The 18,169-nt window shown below is 71.0% G+C and carries 7 protein-coding genes; 6 read left to right on the plus strand and 1 reads right to left on the minus strand.

Annotation, left to right across the window (positions count from 1 at the left end; translation table 11 throughout):
- The first annotated feature begins 25 nt into the window (after positions 1-25).
- The 4 genes from RIC31_RS08525 to RIC31_RS08540 are packed head-to-tail and all read left to right on the plus strand — an operon-like array spanning position 26 to position 5,647.
- On the plus strand, positions 26-1,360 hold the full coding sequence (locus RIC31_RS08525) for an outer membrane beta-barrel protein (protein ID WP_350105167.1): 1,335 nt from the start codon (positions 26-28) through the stop codon (positions 1,358-1,360).
- Between the two features lie 55 nt (positions 1,361-1,415).
- Entirely contained in the window at positions 1,416-1,940 is a 525-nt protein-coding gene (locus tag RIC31_RS08530) for a polysaccharide biosynthesis/export family protein (RefSeq protein WP_350105169.1), read from the plus strand.
- Positions 1,941-1,950: 10 nt separating this feature from the next.
- Positions 1,951-4,257, plus strand: a complete 2,307-nt coding sequence (locus RIC31_RS08535) for a GumC family protein (protein ID WP_350105171.1) — start codon at positions 1,951-1,953, stop codon at positions 4,255-4,257.
- Between the two features lie 34 nt (positions 4,258-4,291).
- Positions 4,292-5,647 carry an undecaprenyl-phosphate glucose phosphotransferase gene (locus RIC31_RS08540; RefSeq protein ID WP_350105174.1) on the plus strand — a complete coding sequence of 452 codons (1,356 nt, stop codon included), beginning with the start codon at positions 4,292-4,294 and terminating at the stop codon, positions 5,645-5,647.
- Here RIC31_RS08540 and RIC31_RS08545 read toward each other — a convergent pair.
- Positions 5,641-6,771, minus strand: coding sequence for a glycosyltransferase (locus tag RIC31_RS08545; RefSeq protein WP_350105176.1), 1,131 nt, complete (start codon positions 6,769-6,771; stop codon positions 5,641-5,643). The genes RIC31_RS08540 and RIC31_RS08545 overlap by 7 nt on opposite strands.
- 238 nt (positions 6,772-7,009) lie before the next feature.
- On the opposite strand from RIC31_RS08545, the gene RIC31_RS08550 reads away from it, so the two are divergent.
- A complete protein-coding gene (locus RIC31_RS08550; protein ID WP_350105178.1) occupies positions 7,010-9,373 on the plus strand; it encodes an FG-GAP-like repeat-containing protein in 2,364 nt (787 codons plus the stop codon).
- Between the two features lie 287 nt (positions 9,374-9,660).
- Complete coding sequence (locus tag RIC31_RS08555; RefSeq protein ID WP_350105179.1) at positions 9,661-18,126, plus strand: hypothetical protein; 8,466 nt, start codon at positions 9,661-9,663, stop codon at positions 18,124-18,126.
- Positions 18,127-18,169: the final 43 nt, after the last annotated feature.

Genomic DNA, 18,169 nt, shown 5'->3' on the forward strand with positions numbered 1-18,169 from the left:
CCGACCCGCCTCCCTGCGGACGTCGATGCTGCTGGCCGGCGTCGTCCTGTCGGCCGGCCTGTGCACCGCCTGCCCGGCGGTCGCGCAGACCTATGAGGCGGAGGAGGAGTCGGTCGGCCGGCGGCCCCGCCTCGACTTCGAGAGCTACGGCCTGTCCCTCGACGGACTGGACCGCGGCGCCAAGGTCACCGGAACCTCGCCGGTCTACTCGTTCAGCCGGCTGGAGGTCGAGGCCGGTCACGACAGCAACGTCCGGCGCACCGCCAGCGGCGAGACCGCCAGCCTGTTCACGGTCACCCGGCCCGGGGTCTCGCTGAACGTCGACGGCGAGAACCACCAGAGCATGCTGGTCGGCCAGGCCGCGATCGGCCGCTACGGGTCGTCCGGCGGCGACGACTACGAGGACCTGGAGCTCAACCTGGTCAGCCGGATCGAGATCGACGAGGACGCCGACCTGGTGGTCAATGCCGCGGCCGCCCGCAACCATATCGACCGCGGATCGGACCTCGACCTCGGGCCGTCCTTCGGCACCCAGACCTATCGGAGCTACACGGTCGGCGCCCAGCTGCAGTCGCTGGCCTTCGCGGACAACCCGGTCTCCGGCACGGTGCAGTCGACCTGGTACCGCTTCGACGACGCCGACGGCGTCGACCGCAGCGGGCTCGACCGCTGGATCGGTGCCGGCAACGCCCGGATCGGATTCGCGCGGACCGGCGAGGTGTCGTATTTCGTGCAGCCCGGCGTGCAGCGCGTGAACTACGCCGAGGACAGTTCCGGCAACGTCGATTCCACCCGGCTGGACCTGGCGGTCGGGGCGACCTATTCGGGCGGGGCGGTGTCCCAGTTCACCGGCTTCGCGGGTCTGTCCCGGCGCAGCTTCGAGGAACCCGGCCTGTCCGCCGAGTACTCCGCGCTGATCGGCGCCAACGCGCTGTGGAACGCCACCGAGCTGATGACCCTGCGCAGCGAGCTCTCGGTGTCGAACGAGGATTCAGAACTATCGGCCGCGAGCAGCGTTACCACCACCGAGTTCTCCCTCGGCCTCGACTACGAGGCCTGGGACAACCTGGTGGCCGGGACCGAGATCCGCTGGACCGACAATCGCTACAGCGGCGACGTCGCCGACGAGCGCCTGCTCGAAGCCGGGGTGGGCCTGCGCTATCTGTTGAACGAGTACGCCTATCTCGGGGCCGGCCTGCGCTGGGAGAACCAGACTTCGGACGACCCGGCCGAGGAATTCCGGGCAACGGTGGCGTCGTTGCGCCTCGGCATCAAGCTCTGCTGCCTGCGGGACTTCGTGGTCGAGGAGCCGGGCGGACGATCGCTGCGGCAGGGAGTGGTGAATGGCGTATTCCGCTGAACGACGATCCCGGAACGCACGGTCCCGTGCGGTCGGCCGCGTCGCCGGCCTCGCGATGGCGACACTCGCCCTGGTCGCCTGCGCCGGCGAACCGGCGCCCCCCGAGCCGGCACCGCCGCTATCGGCCTATGTCATCGGCTCCGGCGACCGGATCAAGATCACCGTGCTGGAGATCCAGGACATGACCGTGGAGACCGACGTCGCCGCCGACGGTTCGGTCGATCTGCCCCTGGTCGGCTCGATCCGGGTGGCCGGACGCACCACCACGGAACTCCGCAACGTGCTGGCCGAACGGCTGGCGCGCGACTACGTCAAGGATCCGAAGGTCAACGTCGAGGTCGCGAAGTACCGTCCGTTCTACGTGCTCGGCCAGGTCAACAAGCCCGGCAGCTATCCGTTCGAGCCTGAGCTCGACATCCGCAAGGCGGCGGCGATCGCCGGCGGCTTCAATCGCCGGGCGGACACCGACGCGGCCTATCTGGTCCGCGAGGTCGACGGCCGGAACGATCGCCGACGCGTCGGTCTCGGGACCCGGGTGTTCCCGGGCGACGTGATCGAGATCGATCGCCGGCTGTTCTAGGGAGCGGCAGATGTCGAACGTCGCCGCCTTCCCCCGCCGACAGCAGGATACTGCCGACAGCCCCGGCCCGCGGGCGCCGGCGCCGGTCTTCGTGACCACCGAGACCTACGACGTCTGGTGGCTGATCAGCATCCTGCGCCGGCGCACCAAGCTGCTGCTGGCGGTGATGACGGTCATTCCGATCCTGACCGCGCTGTACGTCAGCTCTCTGCCCAAGCAGTACGCGGCGAGTTCGCGGCTGCTGATCGAGGCGCAGCGCGAGCGGGTGCTGGGAATCGAGGCGGTGCTTCCGGCGATCGGCGGCGACAACAACACCGTGCAGACCGAGGCCGAGTACATCGCCTCTCGCGAGATCGCCATCCGGACCGTGAAGTCCCTGGGGCTGATGAGCGATCCGGAGTTCAACCCGGAGCTCGACGAGGAGTCGCGCCGACACTGGGCGGACCGCCTCCTCCCGGATGCGCCCGACGAGCTGCTGGCCCCGCTCGAGCCGCTGGTGCGTTGGATCATCGACACCACGTCGAGCCAGCCGGAGTCCCGTAGCGGTCCGATACCGGTCGCCGACACCCTGGCGCTGGTGACCGATCATTTCCTGGACCGGCTGACGGTCGAGGCCTCGCGGTTCGCGCGGGTGATCACCATCCGGTTCCGGTCGACCAGCCCGGAGACGGCGGAGCGGGTCGCCAACGGCGTCGCCGACGCCTATCTGCGCGACAACCAGGAGCGTCGCGAGGACGCGCTGCGGCGCGCCTCGTCATTCCTGACCGGCAGGGTAAGCGGCCTGCGCCAGAGCGTGATCGACGCCGAGCGCAAGCTAGAGCAGTTCCGGCGCGACAACGGCCTGGTCGAGACCGGCGGCGCCACCCTGCTGCTACAGCAGATCACCCATCTGAACGAACAGCTGATCGCCGCCGAGACCGCCCGCGTCGAGACCGAGGCGCGCTTCAGCCAGGTTCGGGTGCTGAGCGGCAGCGACGGCGGCCTGGAGAGCCTGGACGCAGTCCTGCGCTCCAACGTGATCACCCAGCTGCGCAACGAGGAAACCGAGCTGCGGCGCAGGATCGCCGAGCTGCAGACCCAGTTCCAGCCGCGCTATCCCGCGCTGGTCCAGGCCCGCGACCAGCTCGCCGGCGTGCAGGCCCAGGTCCGCGCCGAAGTCGATCGTATCGCCCAGAGCCTGCGCAACGAGGTGCAGATCGCCCGGGTCCGCGAGGCCAATCTCGCCGAGGCCATCCGCCGGCTGCAGGAGAAGCTGGAAGGCCAGACCGATGCCGAGGTCACCCTGCGCTCGCTGGAGAGCGAGGTGGAGGCGAGCCGCGACCTGTACGAGCTGATCCTCGGCCGCCTCAAGGCGACCGACGTCCAGGACGAGTCGGTGAATGCCCCGGAGGCGCGCATCATCTCGCGCGCCGTCACCCCGCAGAGCGCGGTGTCGCCGCGCCGCGGCGTCGCCGTGCTGGCTTCGGTCCTGGGCGCCATGGTCGTCGGCTGCTTCCTGGTGCTGATCATCGAGTTCGCGATCCGCGGTTTCAAGACCCCGCAGCAGCTGGAGCTCGCCACCGGCCTGCCGGTCCTGGCCCAGATTCCACTGAACAACGACGTCACACGGTCGCTGCCGATCCACCGGCTGGTCGCCGAGCGCCCCGGCTCCTCGATCACCCAGGCACTCCGGCGGCTGCGGACCACCATTACGCTCAGTCTCGGCGAGACCGAGGCGAGCCGGGTGGTGCTGGTCACCTCGACGATCGCCAGCGAAGGCAAGAGCTCGGTGGTCGAGGGACTGGCGACCCTGTCGGCGCTCGCCGGGCGCCGGGTCCTGGTGATCGACGCCGACATGCAGAACCCGACCCTGCACGGCCGCTTCGGGCTGGCCAACGTGGTCGGCCTGTCGGAAGTGCTGACCGGCAGCATCGAGATCGACGACGGCATCGAGTTCGACCCGACCACCGGGCTGTATTTTATGTCGCGCGGCCACAGCGTCCCCAACCCGGACGACCTGCTGGGCTCGGAGGCGATGGAAGCGCTGCTGCGGACCGCGCGCCGCCAGTTCGACCTGGTCATCATCGACACGGCACCGGTGTCCAGCGTCGGCGACGCCCTCATCATCACGCCGCGGGTCGACGGCGTGCTGTTCGTGGTCGAGTGGGAGCGCACCCACCGCGAGATGGTGATCCAGAGCCTGCGCGACATCTACGAAATCGGGGAGAATGTGCTCGGCCTGGTGCTTTCGAAGGTGGACGTGCGCATCCAGTCCTTCGACAGCGGCACCGAGTACTACTATTACGCCCAGGACGATCGCGGTCAGGACGCGGCCTGATCGGTCTCGAAGCGGGCGCTGGGAGACGCGGACTGTGAGGGAGACTCTTTCGATCGCCATGGGCGTGCTCTCGATCGTCGAGGCCGTCCTGCTGATCGGCTGCGGGCTGATCGCCCACCTGCTGCTGAATTCCGGCTGGAGCCCGGCCGGCTGGTATCCGTCCGGATCGCTGGCCCTCGGGATCGCGGCGCTCGGGCTGATCCGGGTGTTCGGCGCCTACCGGGTCAGCAGCGCCGAGCCGCTCGATCCGCGGGTGTTCCAGGCGCTGGCCGGCTGGACGGCGGCGATGGCGGCGTTCCTCGCCTTCCTCAACCTGACGCAGACCACAGAGGCGTTCTCGCGCTCCTGGATCGTCACGACCTTCGCGCTCGGGGTGTTCGCCCTGCTGATGGCGCGGGCGATCTCGCTGCATTATCTGCGGCAGATGGGCAGCCTCGGCAGGCTGGGCCCGCGGCTGGCCGTGATCGGCCGCGGGGCGGCCCTCCACGACACCGCCCAGGCGGTGCTGCGCGACCCGTTCGGCCTCGCCCGGCTGATCGAGGCCCACGACCTCGACCCGAACCCCGAAGCCGCGGTCGAACGCCTGGTCAAGTCGATCCGCGCGGGCAAGGTCTCGGGGGTCATGATCGCGCTCGACGAGCCGGGCGACACGCTGGAATCGCTGATGCACGTCCTGAAGTCGGAGGCGGTCACCGTCCACCTGGCCCTGCCGGCCTCTCTGCGCCGGGTGCCGGTCCTCGCCTTCGACCGGCCGGCCGGCCTGCCGGCCCTCTCGCTGTCCGAGGTCCCGCTGTCCGGATGGAGCTCGGTGGTCAAGCGCATCGAGGACATCGTCCTCGGTGGCGTGCTGCTGATCCTGGTGGCGCCGGCGATGGCGACGATCGCGCTCGCCATCCTGCTGTTCATGGGCCGCCCGGTGCTGTTCCGACAGCAGCGCCATGGCTTCAACAACAATACGTTCATGGTGTGCAAGTTCCGCACGATGACGTCGACCGACGACGGCAAGGTGGTTCCCCAGGCCACCCGCGACGATCCCCGGATCACCCCGCTCGGACGGATCCTCCGGCGCACCAGCCTGGACGAGCTGCCGCAGCTGGTGAACGTGCTGCTGGGCGACATGTCGCTGGTCGGCCCGCGCCCGCACGCGGTGTCGCACAACACCAAGTACGGCGAGTCGATCGACGGCTACCTGGGGCGCCACCGGGTCAAGCCGGGGATCACCGGCTGGGCGCAGGTCAACGGGCTGCGCGGCGAAACCGACACGCCGGACAAGATGCGCCGGCGCCTGGAATACGACCTGTACTACATCGAGCACTGGTCGCTGTTGTTCGACCTGCGGATCATCGCCCAGACCATCACCATCCTGATGGGCGACCGCAACGCCTACTGAAGCGTCGGCCCGGCCAGGCGCCCGCCTGTCTGGTGCTCGGCCAGCCAGCCTTCGATCAGTTCCCGCATCTCGGCGACGAAGCGCGCCCGGCCGAAGCTCTCGGCGTGCCGGCGGATCGCGGCCGGGTCGAACGATCCCTCGACCGCCTCGAACCGGTCGAGGGCGGCGCGCAGGGACTCCGGCGTCTGGGCGTCGAAGAACAGCCCGGTGCTGCCGTCCACAACGGTCTCGCGCGCGCCGCCGCGGCCGAAGGCGATGACCGGCCGGCCGCTCGCCATCGCCTCCAGCGGCACGATGCCGAAATCCTCCTCGGCACAGAACACCAGGGCCCGGCACCGGGCGTACAGCCGTGCCAGCTCGTCGTCCGAGACCCGGCCCAGGAACCGCACATTGGGGGTCGCGATCCGGCGCAGCGCCGCCAGTTCAGACCCTTCGCCGACCACCAGCAGCTGGCGGTCGATGCCTGCGAAGGCCCGCACCGCCACGTCGGCCCGCTTGTATCCGACCAGCTGGCTGGCGAACAGGAAGGCATCGCCCGGTCCGTCCGGGTCGATGGCGAAGCGGTCGAGTTCGACCGGCGGGTGCACGACCACCGAGTCGCGGCGCCAGTACCGGCGGATCCGGCGGGCGACGGTCCCGGAATTGGCCACGAAGCGGTCGACCCGCGGCACCGTGCTGACGTCCCAGATCCGCATCCGGTGCAGCAGCCAGGCCGCCAGCGGGCGCACCGGTGCCGGCAGTTCGGCGAGGTAGCCCTCGGGCATCACCCAGGCATAGCGCATCGGGCTGTGGCAGTAGCAGACATGCAGGGCGTCGGCCGGCGGCAGCACCCCCTTGGACGGGCCGCCCTCGCTGCTGATCACCAGGTCGTAGCCGGACAGGTCGAGCCGCTCGAGCGCCAGCGGCATCAGCGGCAGCAGCTTCTGGTAGATCCGCCGGGCGCCGGGAATCCGCCCGATGAAGGTGGTGCCCTTGAGGCGCGCGGCGATCCGCGGCGACAGCGCCGCCGGATCGGCCACATGGGTGTAGACGTCGGCGTCGGGATACAGCTCCAGCAGCGCGTCCAGCACGCGCTCGCCGCCCCGCATCGTCACCAGCCAATAGTGAAAGATCGCGACCCGCACCGCACTCCCCGTTCCGCCCGCCCGCTTCGCCCGTGGCGCCCGACCCTAGCACCGCCGGGGGCGCCCCGGCCATGCGGCCGGATTGCGGCATATCAATTCAAGACGACCCGGAAGGAGCGTTCTTGTAAAACCCCGAAGCGGCTTTATTTTAAATGTCTGTTAAATTGTTCTCCGTACAATCGAGTGACCGACGTAACCGCCGGACCGGCGCTGCCGGCACTTGCTGAGAGGGGCAGTCGTGGCCAAGAAAAAGACGATCAGGGGCACAGCCGGCGATGATGCGGTCACCGGAACGGCCGGCGACGACAGCATGAACGGCGGGGCAGGAAACGACCTGCTCTCCGGTGGCGCCGGCAACGATACGCTGCGCGGCACGCTCGGCGCCGACACCCTGTCGGGCGGCAGCGGCAACGACCTGCTCGGCGGTGGCCAGGACAACGACGTGCTGTCCGGCGGCGACGACGACGATCTGTTGTTCGGCCGCAAGGGCGACGACCTGCTGGTCGGCGGGTCCGGCGCCGACATCCTGCGTGGCGGCCAGGGCGACGACACCCTGTCGGGTGCCGACGGAGCCGATTCGCTGCGTGGCGGCGCCGGGGCGGACCTGCTGGAGGGCGGAGCCGGCAACGACACCCTGATCGGCGGCGCCGGCGCCGACGTCCTGTGGGGCGGCGACGGCGACGACAGCCTGACGGGCGGTGCCGACGCCGATATCCTGTACGGCGGCGACGGCAGCGACGTGCTCGGCGGCGGCGCCGGGGACGACACCTTGTCGGGCGGCGACGGCGACGACGCGGTCGGCGGTGGTGGCGGGTCGGACGTCCTGCACGGCGGCAACGGCAACGATACGCTGCAAGGCGGCGGCGGCGCCGACGTGCTGTACGGCGGCGACGGCATCGACGACCTGTATGGCGGGGCCGGCGACGACGTCATCTATGGCGGCGCCGGGGACCGGCTGATCCACGGCGGGGCCGGCAACGATACACTCTATATCGGCTCCGAAGCCGACCTGGCGGGCATCGACATCCGCAACATCGAGCACATCGTCTTCACCGGCACCGGCGAGGAGACCCAGCCCGGGGGCGGCGACGACACGCTGATCGGGACGGCCGGCGACGACGCCCTGTATGGCGGGGCCGGCAACGACGTCCTGTCCGGCGGCGACGGCGAGGACGTCCTGTTCGGCGAGGACGGCAACGACCTGCTGATCGGCGGCGGCGGCAACGACCTCCTGTATGGCGGCGACGGCGTCGACACGCTGTCCGGCGGGGTCGGCGACGACACCGTCTGGGCGTCGGTCGGCGACGGTCCGCTCGACGGCGGCGACGGCAGCGACGTGCTGGTCGTCGCGCAGGGCACCGACCTGGGCGCCCTCGACCATGCCGGCTTCGAGACCGCGTGGTTCGTCGACGCCACCGGCACCGTCGTCGAGACCCGGGACCTCTCCGGCCCGGTCGACCTGAACGGGCCGACCTTCCTGTTCCGGTCCGGAGGCCTGGTGCAGGCCATGCAGGTCGACGGCGCGGCGGCCGCCCAGTTCGGGGACGTCTACGGCCTCGGCACCGAGTGGCATCTGGCCGGCAAGGGCGACGTCAACGGCGACGGCCAGGACGACTATGTCTGGCGCAACGGGAACGACGGCTCGTTCGCGGTGTGGTCCCTGGACGAGACCCGCCCGCTCGATCTCGGCAACGTGTTCGGTCTGGAGACACGCTACGACCTGGCCGCGCTCGAGGACTTCAACGGCGACGGGACGGACGACTATCTCTGGCGCGACCAGCAGTCCGGCGACATCGCGGTGTGGACCACGGGCGGCCTGAACGACGTCGCCAAGGGCGACCTTCTCGGCATCGACAACAGCTGGTCGATCGCCGCGGTCGACCAGTTCGGCACCGGCGGCTCGGACATTCTGTGGCGCAACGCCGCGACCGGCGACATCGCGATCTGGGAGATGAACGGCACCGGCGAGCCGACCCGCGGCGCGGTGCACGGCATCTCGACCGACTGGCAGCTAGCGGAGACCGCCGATTTCGACGGCGACGGCAAGGCCGACATGCTGTGGCGCAACCAGAACGACGGCTCGCTGGCGGTCTGGGGGTCCGACGGCGGCGGCGAGGTGTCCCGCGGCAACGTGCTCGGCCTGTCGAGCGACTGGGAAGTCGCGGGGGCGGCGGATTTCGGCGGCGACGGCAAGGCCGACCTGCTGCTGCGCAACGAGAGCCTCGGCCAGGTCGCGGTCTGGCAGATGGACGGCACCGGCGAGCCGGTCCGCGGCGCGACCTTCGCGGTTCCCGCCGAGTGGAAGATCGAGGCGGTCGGCGACTTCGACGGCGACGGCAAGGCGGACATCCTGTGGCGCAACAATGATATGGGCGCCATGTCGGTGTGGGAGATGAACGGCGACGCCTCCTCGCAGCGCTACGACTTCGGCTTCGATGCCGACCTGACGGTCCTCGCCATCCGCGACCTCTCCGCGACTGGGGACAAGGGCATCCTGGCGCAGAGCGCGAACGGCGACCTGGCGGTCTTCACGTTCAACAGCGGCGAGGCGCCGACGATCGCCCAGATCGGCCAGCTTTCGACCGACTGGGAGCTGCTCTGACCGCTTTCGCCCTGCTGTCGGTGCCCCGGCGGCAGGGCGATCGCAACGTCACCCGGAAAATAGATACAATTTTATTGAAATACTGAAATAGTCACCCTATCTTAACCTCCGAAGTGCATTCTGCGTTCGTGGGGAGCGCATCGGGGGTTGCGGGCGAGCGGTCGTTCGTCTGCGTTCTCATATGCCTCTCGGAATCCGCATAAACCCCTGCCGCGCCCAACCACGGGACCGGGCATGGCGGGGACGCCGGCCGAGCTAGCTCGACCGGCGGAACAAGGGGGGTCGCCGTGGCGAAGAAGAAGAAAGACCCGATCGTGGGCAGCAGCAACGCCGACACGCTCGTTGGCACCTCCGGCAAGGACACCCTGTCCGGCCGGAGCGGCGACGACGTGATCTCGGCGGGTGGCAACGACGACCGGGTCTACGGCGGCGACGGCAACGACCTGCTCTCCGGCAGCAGCGGCAAGGACATCCTGTACGGTGGCGACGACGCCGACACCCTGTCGGGTGGCTCCGGGCGCGACTCCCTCTACGGCGAGAGCGGAAGCGACGTTCTTTCCGGCGGCGCCGACAACGACCTGCTGCGCGGCGGCGCGGGCAGCGACACCCTGGTCGGCGGCAGCGGAATCGACACCCTGTCCGGCGGCGACGGCAACGACGCGCTGTCCGGCGGCGACGGCAACGACCAGGTGAGCGGCAACGACGGCGACGACCTGCTCTCGGGCGGCGCCGGCAGCGACACCGTCAAGGGCGGAAACGACGACGACACCATCTACGGCGGCGACGGCGCCGACCGGCTGTCCGGCGGCAACGGCGACGACGCCATCTACGCCGATTCCGACGACAGCTACATCGACGGCGGGTCCGGCAACGACACCCTCTATGTGGGTTCGGCCGCGGACCTGGACGGCATTACCGTCCGCAACGTCGAGCACATCGTCTACACCGACACCCCCGAGACGCCGGCCGGCGGCGACCAGACCCTGTCGGGCGGCTGGCGCGACGACACCCTGTCGGGCGGCGACGGCAACGACCTGATCCAGGGCGGCGGCGGCCAGAACCTGCTGTATGGCGGCGCCGGCAACGACACCCTGTCCGGCAACTGGGACAACGACACCCTGTCCGGCGGCGACGGCGACGACCTGTTGCTCGGGCGCGGCGATGCCGATCGGCTGGTCGGCGGCGCCGGCAACGACACCCTGTCCGGCAACTGGGCCGGCGACACCCTGTCCGGCGGTAGCGGCGACGACGTGCTGCGCGGCCTCGACGGCGCCGACCTGGCGGTTGGGGGCGACGGCGACGACACCCTGTCCGGGGGCGGCGCCGGCGACACCCTGTCCGGCGGGGCCGGCAACGACCTGCTGTCCGGCGGCGCCGGCAGCGACATGCTGTATGGCGGCGACGGCAACGACAGCCTCTCGGGCGGCGCCGAGGACGACACCCTGAGCGGCGGTGCCGGCGACGACACCCTGGTCGGCGGCGACGGCAACGACCGGCTGTCGGGCGGCGAAGGCAACGACGCGCTCAGCGGCGGCCTGGCCGACGATACCCTGGTCGCGGCCGGCGGTGCCGACAGCCTGCATGGCGGCGACGGCAACGACAGCCTGGCCGGCGGCGACGGCAACGACCTGCTGAGCGGCGGCGCGGCCAACGACACCCTGGTCGGCGGCGACGGCAGCGACAGCCTGTTCGGCGGTGCCGCCAACGACACGCTCTCCGGCGGCTCCGGTACCGACCTGCTGTCCGGCGGCGACGGCAACGACAGCCTGCTCGGCGGCGACGGCGACGATACCCTCAGCGGCGGGGGCGGCAACGACGCGCTGTCGGGCGGTGCGGGCAACGACCTGCTGTACGGCGGCGCCGGCGACACCGTGATCGACGGCGGCGACGGCGACGATACCCTGTACGTGGCGCAGCGCGGCGACCTTGACGGGGTCGAGGTCCGCAACGTCGAGCACATCGTCTACGGCGACGCGCCGCAGCCGGGCGAAGACCAGACCCTGGTCGGCGACTGGCAGAACGATAGCCTGTCCGGCATCGACGGCGACGACCTGATCCGGGGACAGGGCGGCAGCGACACCCTGATCGGGGCCGAGGGCGACGACACCCTGTCCGGCGGCGGTGCCGGCGACAGCCTCTCCGGCGGCGCCGGCAACGACCTGCTCTCGGGCGGCGACGGCCTCGACCTGCTGTCCGGCGGCGCCGGGTCCGACGTGCTCTCCGGCGGCGCCGAGGACGACACCCTGATCGGCGGCGACGGCGACGACAGCCTGGCCGGCGGCGACGGCAACGACGTCCTGTCCGGCGGGGCCGGGGCCGACGCGCTGAGCGGCGGCGCGGCCAACGACACCCTGGTCGGCGGTGACGGCGGCGACAGCCTGTTCGGCGGCGCGGCCAACGACACGATCTCCGGCGGCGAGGGATCCGACCTGCTGTCGGGCGGCGACGGCAACGACAGCATGCTCGGTGGCGCTGAAGACGATCTGGTTGTCGGCGGCGCCGGCAACGACACGCTCTCGGGCGGCGAGGGCGCGGACACGCTGAGCGGCGGGGCCGGCAACGACGCGCTGTCCGGCGGCGCCGGCAACGATGCGCTCTATGGCGGTGCTGGCGACACGGTGATCGACGGCGGCGACGGCGACGATACCCTGTATGTCGGGCGCCAGAGCGACCTGAACGGCGTCGACCTGCGCAACGTCGAGACCGTCGTCTACACCAACGCCCCGCAGCCGGGCGAGGACCAGACCCTGGCCGGCGACTGGCAGAACGACAGCCTGTCGGGCATCGACGGCGACGACCTGATCGTCGGCGGCGGCGGCAACGACACGCTGATCGGCGCCGCGGGCAACGACACCCTGTCGGGCGGCTGGGCCAACGACATCCTCTCGGGCGGCGACGGCGACGACGCCGTGACCGGCCTCGGCGGCACCGACCTGCTCGACGGCGGCGCGGGCGACGATACCCTGGTCGGCAACTGGGCGGCCGACACCCTGTCGGGCGGCGACGGAGACGACAGCCTGGTGGCCGGCGGCGGCGCCGACGTGCTGTACGGCGGCGACGGCGCGGACACCCTGTCGGCCGGCGGCGGCGACGACGCGATCTACGGCGGTGCCGGGGACGCGGTGATCGACGGCGGCGACGGCGACGACACGCTGTACGCCGAGAACCGCGCGGCCCTCGACGGCGTCGACGTCCGGAACGTCGAGACCATCGTCTACGCCAGCGACGATGACCTCCTGAGCGGGACCTCGGGCGACGACACACTGAGCGGTGGCATCGGCAACGACACCCTGGTCGGCGGTGCCGGCAACGACGCCCTCTCCGGCGGGGCCGGCAACGACGTGCTCTCGGGAGGCGACGGTGCAGACAGCCTGTCGGCCGGCAGCGGCGACGACGCGATCTACGGCGGTTCCGGTGACGACCTGGTATCGGCGGGTGCCGGCAACGACGTTCTCTCGGGGGGCGACGGAGCGGACACGCTCTCGGCCGGCTCCGGCGACGACGCGATCTACGGCGGCGCCGGCGACGCGGTGATCGACGGCGGCGACGGCGACGACACCCTGTATGCGGAGAACCGGGCAGCCCTCGACGGCGTGGACGTGCAGAACGTCGAGACGATCGTCTATGCCGATCACAATGACGAGCTTCAGGGCACCAGCGGTGACGACACACTGAGCGGCGGGATCGGCGACGACACGGTCGTCGGCGGTGCGGGCAACGACGCGCTGAGCGGTGGCGCTGGCAACGACGTGCTCTCGGGCGGAGACGGTGCCGACACGCTCTCGGCCGGCGCTGGCGACGACGCGATCTACGGCGGTGCCGGCGACGCGATCATCGACGGCGGCGACGGCGACGACACCCTGTATGCCGAGAACCGGGCGGCCCTCGACGGCGTCGACGTCCGGAACGTCGAGACCATCGTCTACGCCGATCACGACGACGCGCTGCAGGGTACCGCTGGCGACGACACGCTCAGCGGTGGCATCGGCAACGACACCCTGGTCGGTGGTGCGGGCAACGACGCGCTGAGCGGCGGTGCGGGCAACGACGTCCTCTCCGGTGGCGACGGCGCGGATACGCTCTCCGCCGGCTCGGGCGACGACGCGATCTACGGCGGTGCCGGCGACACGATCATCGACGGCGGCGACGGCGACGACACGCTGTATGCCGAGAACCGCGCCGCGCTCGACGGCGTCGACGTGCGCAACGTCGAGACCATCGTTTACGCTGACCACGACGACGCGCTGCAGGGTACCGCTGGCGACGACACTCTCAGCGGTGGCATCGGCAACGACACCCTGGTCGGCGGTGCCGGCAACGACGCCCTCTCCGGCGGTGCCGGCAACGACGTCCTCTCGGGCGGCGACGGGGCGGACAGCCTCTCGGGCGGCTCCGGCGACGACGCGATCTACGGCGGGTCCGGCGATGCGGTGATCGACGGCGGTGACGGCGACGACACGCTGTACGCGGAGAACCGGGCGGCCCTCGACGGCGTCGACGTCCGCAACGTCGAGACCATCGTCTACGCGAACGACGACGACCTCCTGAGCGGGACCTCGGGCGCCGACACACTGAGCGGCGGCATCGGCAACGACACCCTGGTCGGCGGTGCGGGCAACGACGCGCTGAGCGGCGGTGCGGGCAACGACGTGCTCTCGGGTGGCGACGGTGCAGACAGCCTGTCGGCCGGCAGCGGCGACGACGCGATCTACGGCGGGTCCGGCGATGCGGTGATCGACGGCGGCGACGGCGACGACACGCTGTACGCCGAGAACCGGGCGGCCCTCGACGGCGTCGACGTACGGAACGTCGAGACCATCGTCTATGCAAACCATGACGACGAGCTCCAGGGCACGTCGGGCGACGACACCCTGTCGGGCGGGATCGGCAACGACACCATAGTGGGTGGCGCCGGCAACGACGCGCTCTCGGGCGGTGCGGGCAACGATGTCCTCTCGGGCGGCGACGGCGCGGACACGCTCTCGGCCGGCAGCGGCGACGACGCGATCTACGGCGGTGCCGGGGACGCAGTGATCGACGGCGGCGACGGCGACGACACGCTGTATGTCGACAGCCGGGCCGACCTGGTCGGCACTGACGTGCGCAACGTCGAGACCATCGTCTACCGCACCCCTGACGATACCCTGACCGGCACGGCGGGCGACGACACCATCACCGGCGGCGACGGCGACGACATCCTGTCGGGGGCTGCCGGCAACGACCTGCTGTCGGGCGGCATCGGTAGCGACACGCTGGGCGGCGGCGACGGTGACGACACGCTCGACGGCGGCACCGAGGCCGACGCCCTGTCCGGCGGCAGCGGCAACGACAGCCTCGCGGGCGGCGCCGGCAACGACGCCCTCTCGGGCGGGACCGGAGACGACGCGGTCGACGGCGGCGGCGGTGACGACAGCGCCCTCGGCGGCAGCGGCAACGACGCCCTGACCGGCGGCGACGGCAACGACGTTCTCTCCGGCGGCGCGGGCAACGACATCGCGGTCGGCGGTGCCGGATCCGACGTGCTGGCCGGCAACGACGGCGACGACACGCTGGCCGGCGGCGGCGACGCCGACACCCTGTCGGGCGGCAGCGGCGCGGACGCCCTGTCCGGCGGCGACGGCGACGACCAGATCGGCGGCGGCGGCGAGGCCGACGTCCTGAGCGGTGGCGCCGGCAACGACGCGCTCAGCGGTGGCGAGGGCAACGACCAGCTGTCCGGCGGTGCCGATGCCGACACCCTGAGCGGCGGCGCCGGCCTCGACACCCTGTATGGCGGCGACGGTGCCGACGACCTGTCGGGCGGCGACGCCGAGGACGTGCTGGTCGGCGACGCCGACGCCGACGCACTGGCCGGTGGCGGCGGCAACGACACCCTGATCGGCGGCGGCGGCAACGACTCGCTGTCGGGCGGCGACGGCGCCGACTCCCTGGTCGGCAGCGACGGCGACGACGTGGTCGCCGGCGGCGGCGGCATCGACCTGCTGGTCGGCGGCAACGGCAACGACACCTTCGCCGCCGGCTCGCTCGCCGACATCGACGGCGACACCATCGCCGACTACACCGACGGCGACGTGGTCGAGGTCGCAGACCTCGATTCCGGCGTCGCCGCGGTCACCCTGACCCGCAGCGGCGGCACCACCACCGTCACCGTCGACTCCGATGGCGACGGCAACGCCGACGCCAGCTTCGACCTGACCGGTATCTTCACCGCCTACACCATGGACGAGGGCTCGCAGGTCGGGTCCTCGACACTGACCTTCCAGTCGCCGCAGGCCCTTTCGGTCGAGTCCATGGGCGTCGTCGACCTGAACAACGACGGCAACCTCGAGCAGATCTGGAAGATCACCAACCCGAACGGCGACAGCCTCGAGGTCACGGTCGACCTGTCCGGCACCGCCGACCCGCGGGACGGCACCGTCACCTCCGGCCCCGGCACCACCTACCACTGGACCGAGGCCGACAGCGGTACCCTGGAGATCAGCTGGTCCTGGGACGGCGGCTCGACCACCGACGGTGCCAGCGCGGTGTCCAGCGAGGAGCCCGCCGACCTGGCGGCCCTGGAGGCCGACGGCTTCGAGAACCCGTTCGGCCCGACCGACGGCGACGACACCCTGCTCGGCACCGCCGGCGCCGACACCATCTCGGCACTCGCCGGCGACGACCTGGTCTCGGCCCGTGACGGCGACGACGTGGTCGACGGCGGAGCGGGCAACGACACGCTCTCGGGCGGCGGCGGCAACGACGTGCTGTTCGGCGAGAGCGGCAACGACCTGCAGATCGGCGGCTTGGGCGCCGACACCCTGTCCGGCGGCGACGGCAACGACACGCTGTCCGGCGGCGGCGGCAACGACCTGCTGGTCGGCAGCAGCGGTGCCGACGTCCTGATCGGCGGCGAAGGCGATGACACCCTGTCCGGCGGCGACGGCGAGGATGCCTTCGGATCCGGCGATGCGCTGTCGGGCGGCGACGGCAATGATGCCCTGTATGCCGGTAGCGGCGCGAACACCCTGTCAGGTGGCGCCGGTGGCGACACGCTCGTCGGCGGCAGCTGGTCCGATCTGCTGGTCGGTGGTGACGGCGACGACAGCATGATCGGGAGCCTGGAAAGCAGCCTCCAGGATGACACGCTGTCGGGCGGCGCCGGCAACGACACGCTGTTGGCGGGGTCCGGATCCTTCGGGAGCGCGTTGCTCAATGGCGGCACCGGCGACGATCTGTTGGTCGGCGGCAGCCGCAACGACATCCTCGTAGGTGGCGACGGTAACGACACGCTGTCAGGCCGCTTCGGCCATGACACCCTCTCCGGGGGCGCCGGCAACGACGTCCTGTCGGGCGGAGCCAGCAACGACGTGCTGTCGGGCGGCGACGGCGCCGACATCCTCTATGGCGGCGACGGCAGCGACGCGCTGTATGCCGGCCTCGGCGACGACACCGTCTGGGCGGCCTTCGGCGACAGCACCATCGAGGGCGGCGACGGCACCGACGTCGTGGTGGTGGCGCAGGGCACCGATCTCGACGCCCTGAATATCTCCGGCTTCGAGACCGCCTGGTTCGTCGACGAAGCCGGCAACGTGACCGAGACCCGCGACCTGACCGGCCCGCCGGAACTGCAGGGGCCGACCTTCCTGTTCCGCGCTGCGGCCGGACCGGTCCAGGCCATGCAGATCGACGGCACCGAGGCCGCCCAGTTCGGCGACGCCTACGGGCTGGACTCGGCCTGGCAACTCGCCGGCAAGGGCGATGTCGACGGCGACGGCGCCGACGACTACATGTGGCGCAACCAGGAGACCGGCGACTTCGCCATCTGGTCGGCCGAAGGCACCGACGCGATCTCGCTCGGCAACATCCACGCCATCGAGACCCGCTACGAGCTGGCGGCCTTCGAGGACTTCAACGGCGACGGCACCGACGACTACCTGTGGCGCGACGAAAGCACCGGCAGCATCGCGGTCTGGGGCACCAACGGGCTGGACGAGCTCGCCAAGGGCAACCTGCTCGGGATCGACAACAGCTGGTCGATCGAGGCGGTGGACCAGTTCGGGACCGGCGGCCAGGACATCCTGTGGCGCAACACCGATACCGGCTCGATCGCCATCTGGGAGATGAACGGCGCCGACGAGCCGACCCGCGGTGCGGTCCACGGCATCTCGCAGGACTGGGCGCTTAACACCACGGCCGACTTCGACGGCGACGGCGACAGCGACCTGCTGTGGCGCAACGAGAACGACGGCAGCCTGGCGATCTGGTCGTCGGAAGGCGGCGGCGAGGTCGCGCGCGGCAACGTGCTCGGGCTCGGACAGGAGTGGACCGTGGCCGCGGTCGACGACTTCGGCGGCGACGGCAAGGCCGACCTGCTGCTGCGCAACGAGCAGGACGGCCTGGTCGCGGTCTGGCAGATGGACGGCACCGACGAGCCGATCCGCGGCACCACCTTCGGGGTGTCGTCCGACTGGTCGATCGCCGGGGTCGACGATTTCGACGGCGACGGCAACGCCGACATCCTGTGGCGCAACCAGCAGAACGGCGTCATGTCGGTCTGGGAGATGAACGGCGACAGCCCGGAGCAGCGCTACGACTTCGGCTTCGACGGCAACCTCGAAATCCTGGCGATCCGCGAACTCGACGGCGACGGCGGCATGGGCATCCTGGCGCAGGCGCCGAGCGGCGACATCGGGGTGTTCATGTTCAACGACGCCGAGGCCCCGACCTTCGCGCATATCGGCAACGTACCGACGGACTGGCAGCTGCTCTAAGCTGAGTCCTCCAGGCCACCGACCGACGGGAACGCCGTGCCCG

The sequence above is a fragment of the Thalassobaculum sp. genome, assembly GCF_040219615.1.
In the GTDB taxonomy this organism is placed as follows: domain Bacteria; phylum Pseudomonadota; class Alphaproteobacteria; order Thalassobaculales; family Thalassobaculaceae; genus Thalassobaculum_A.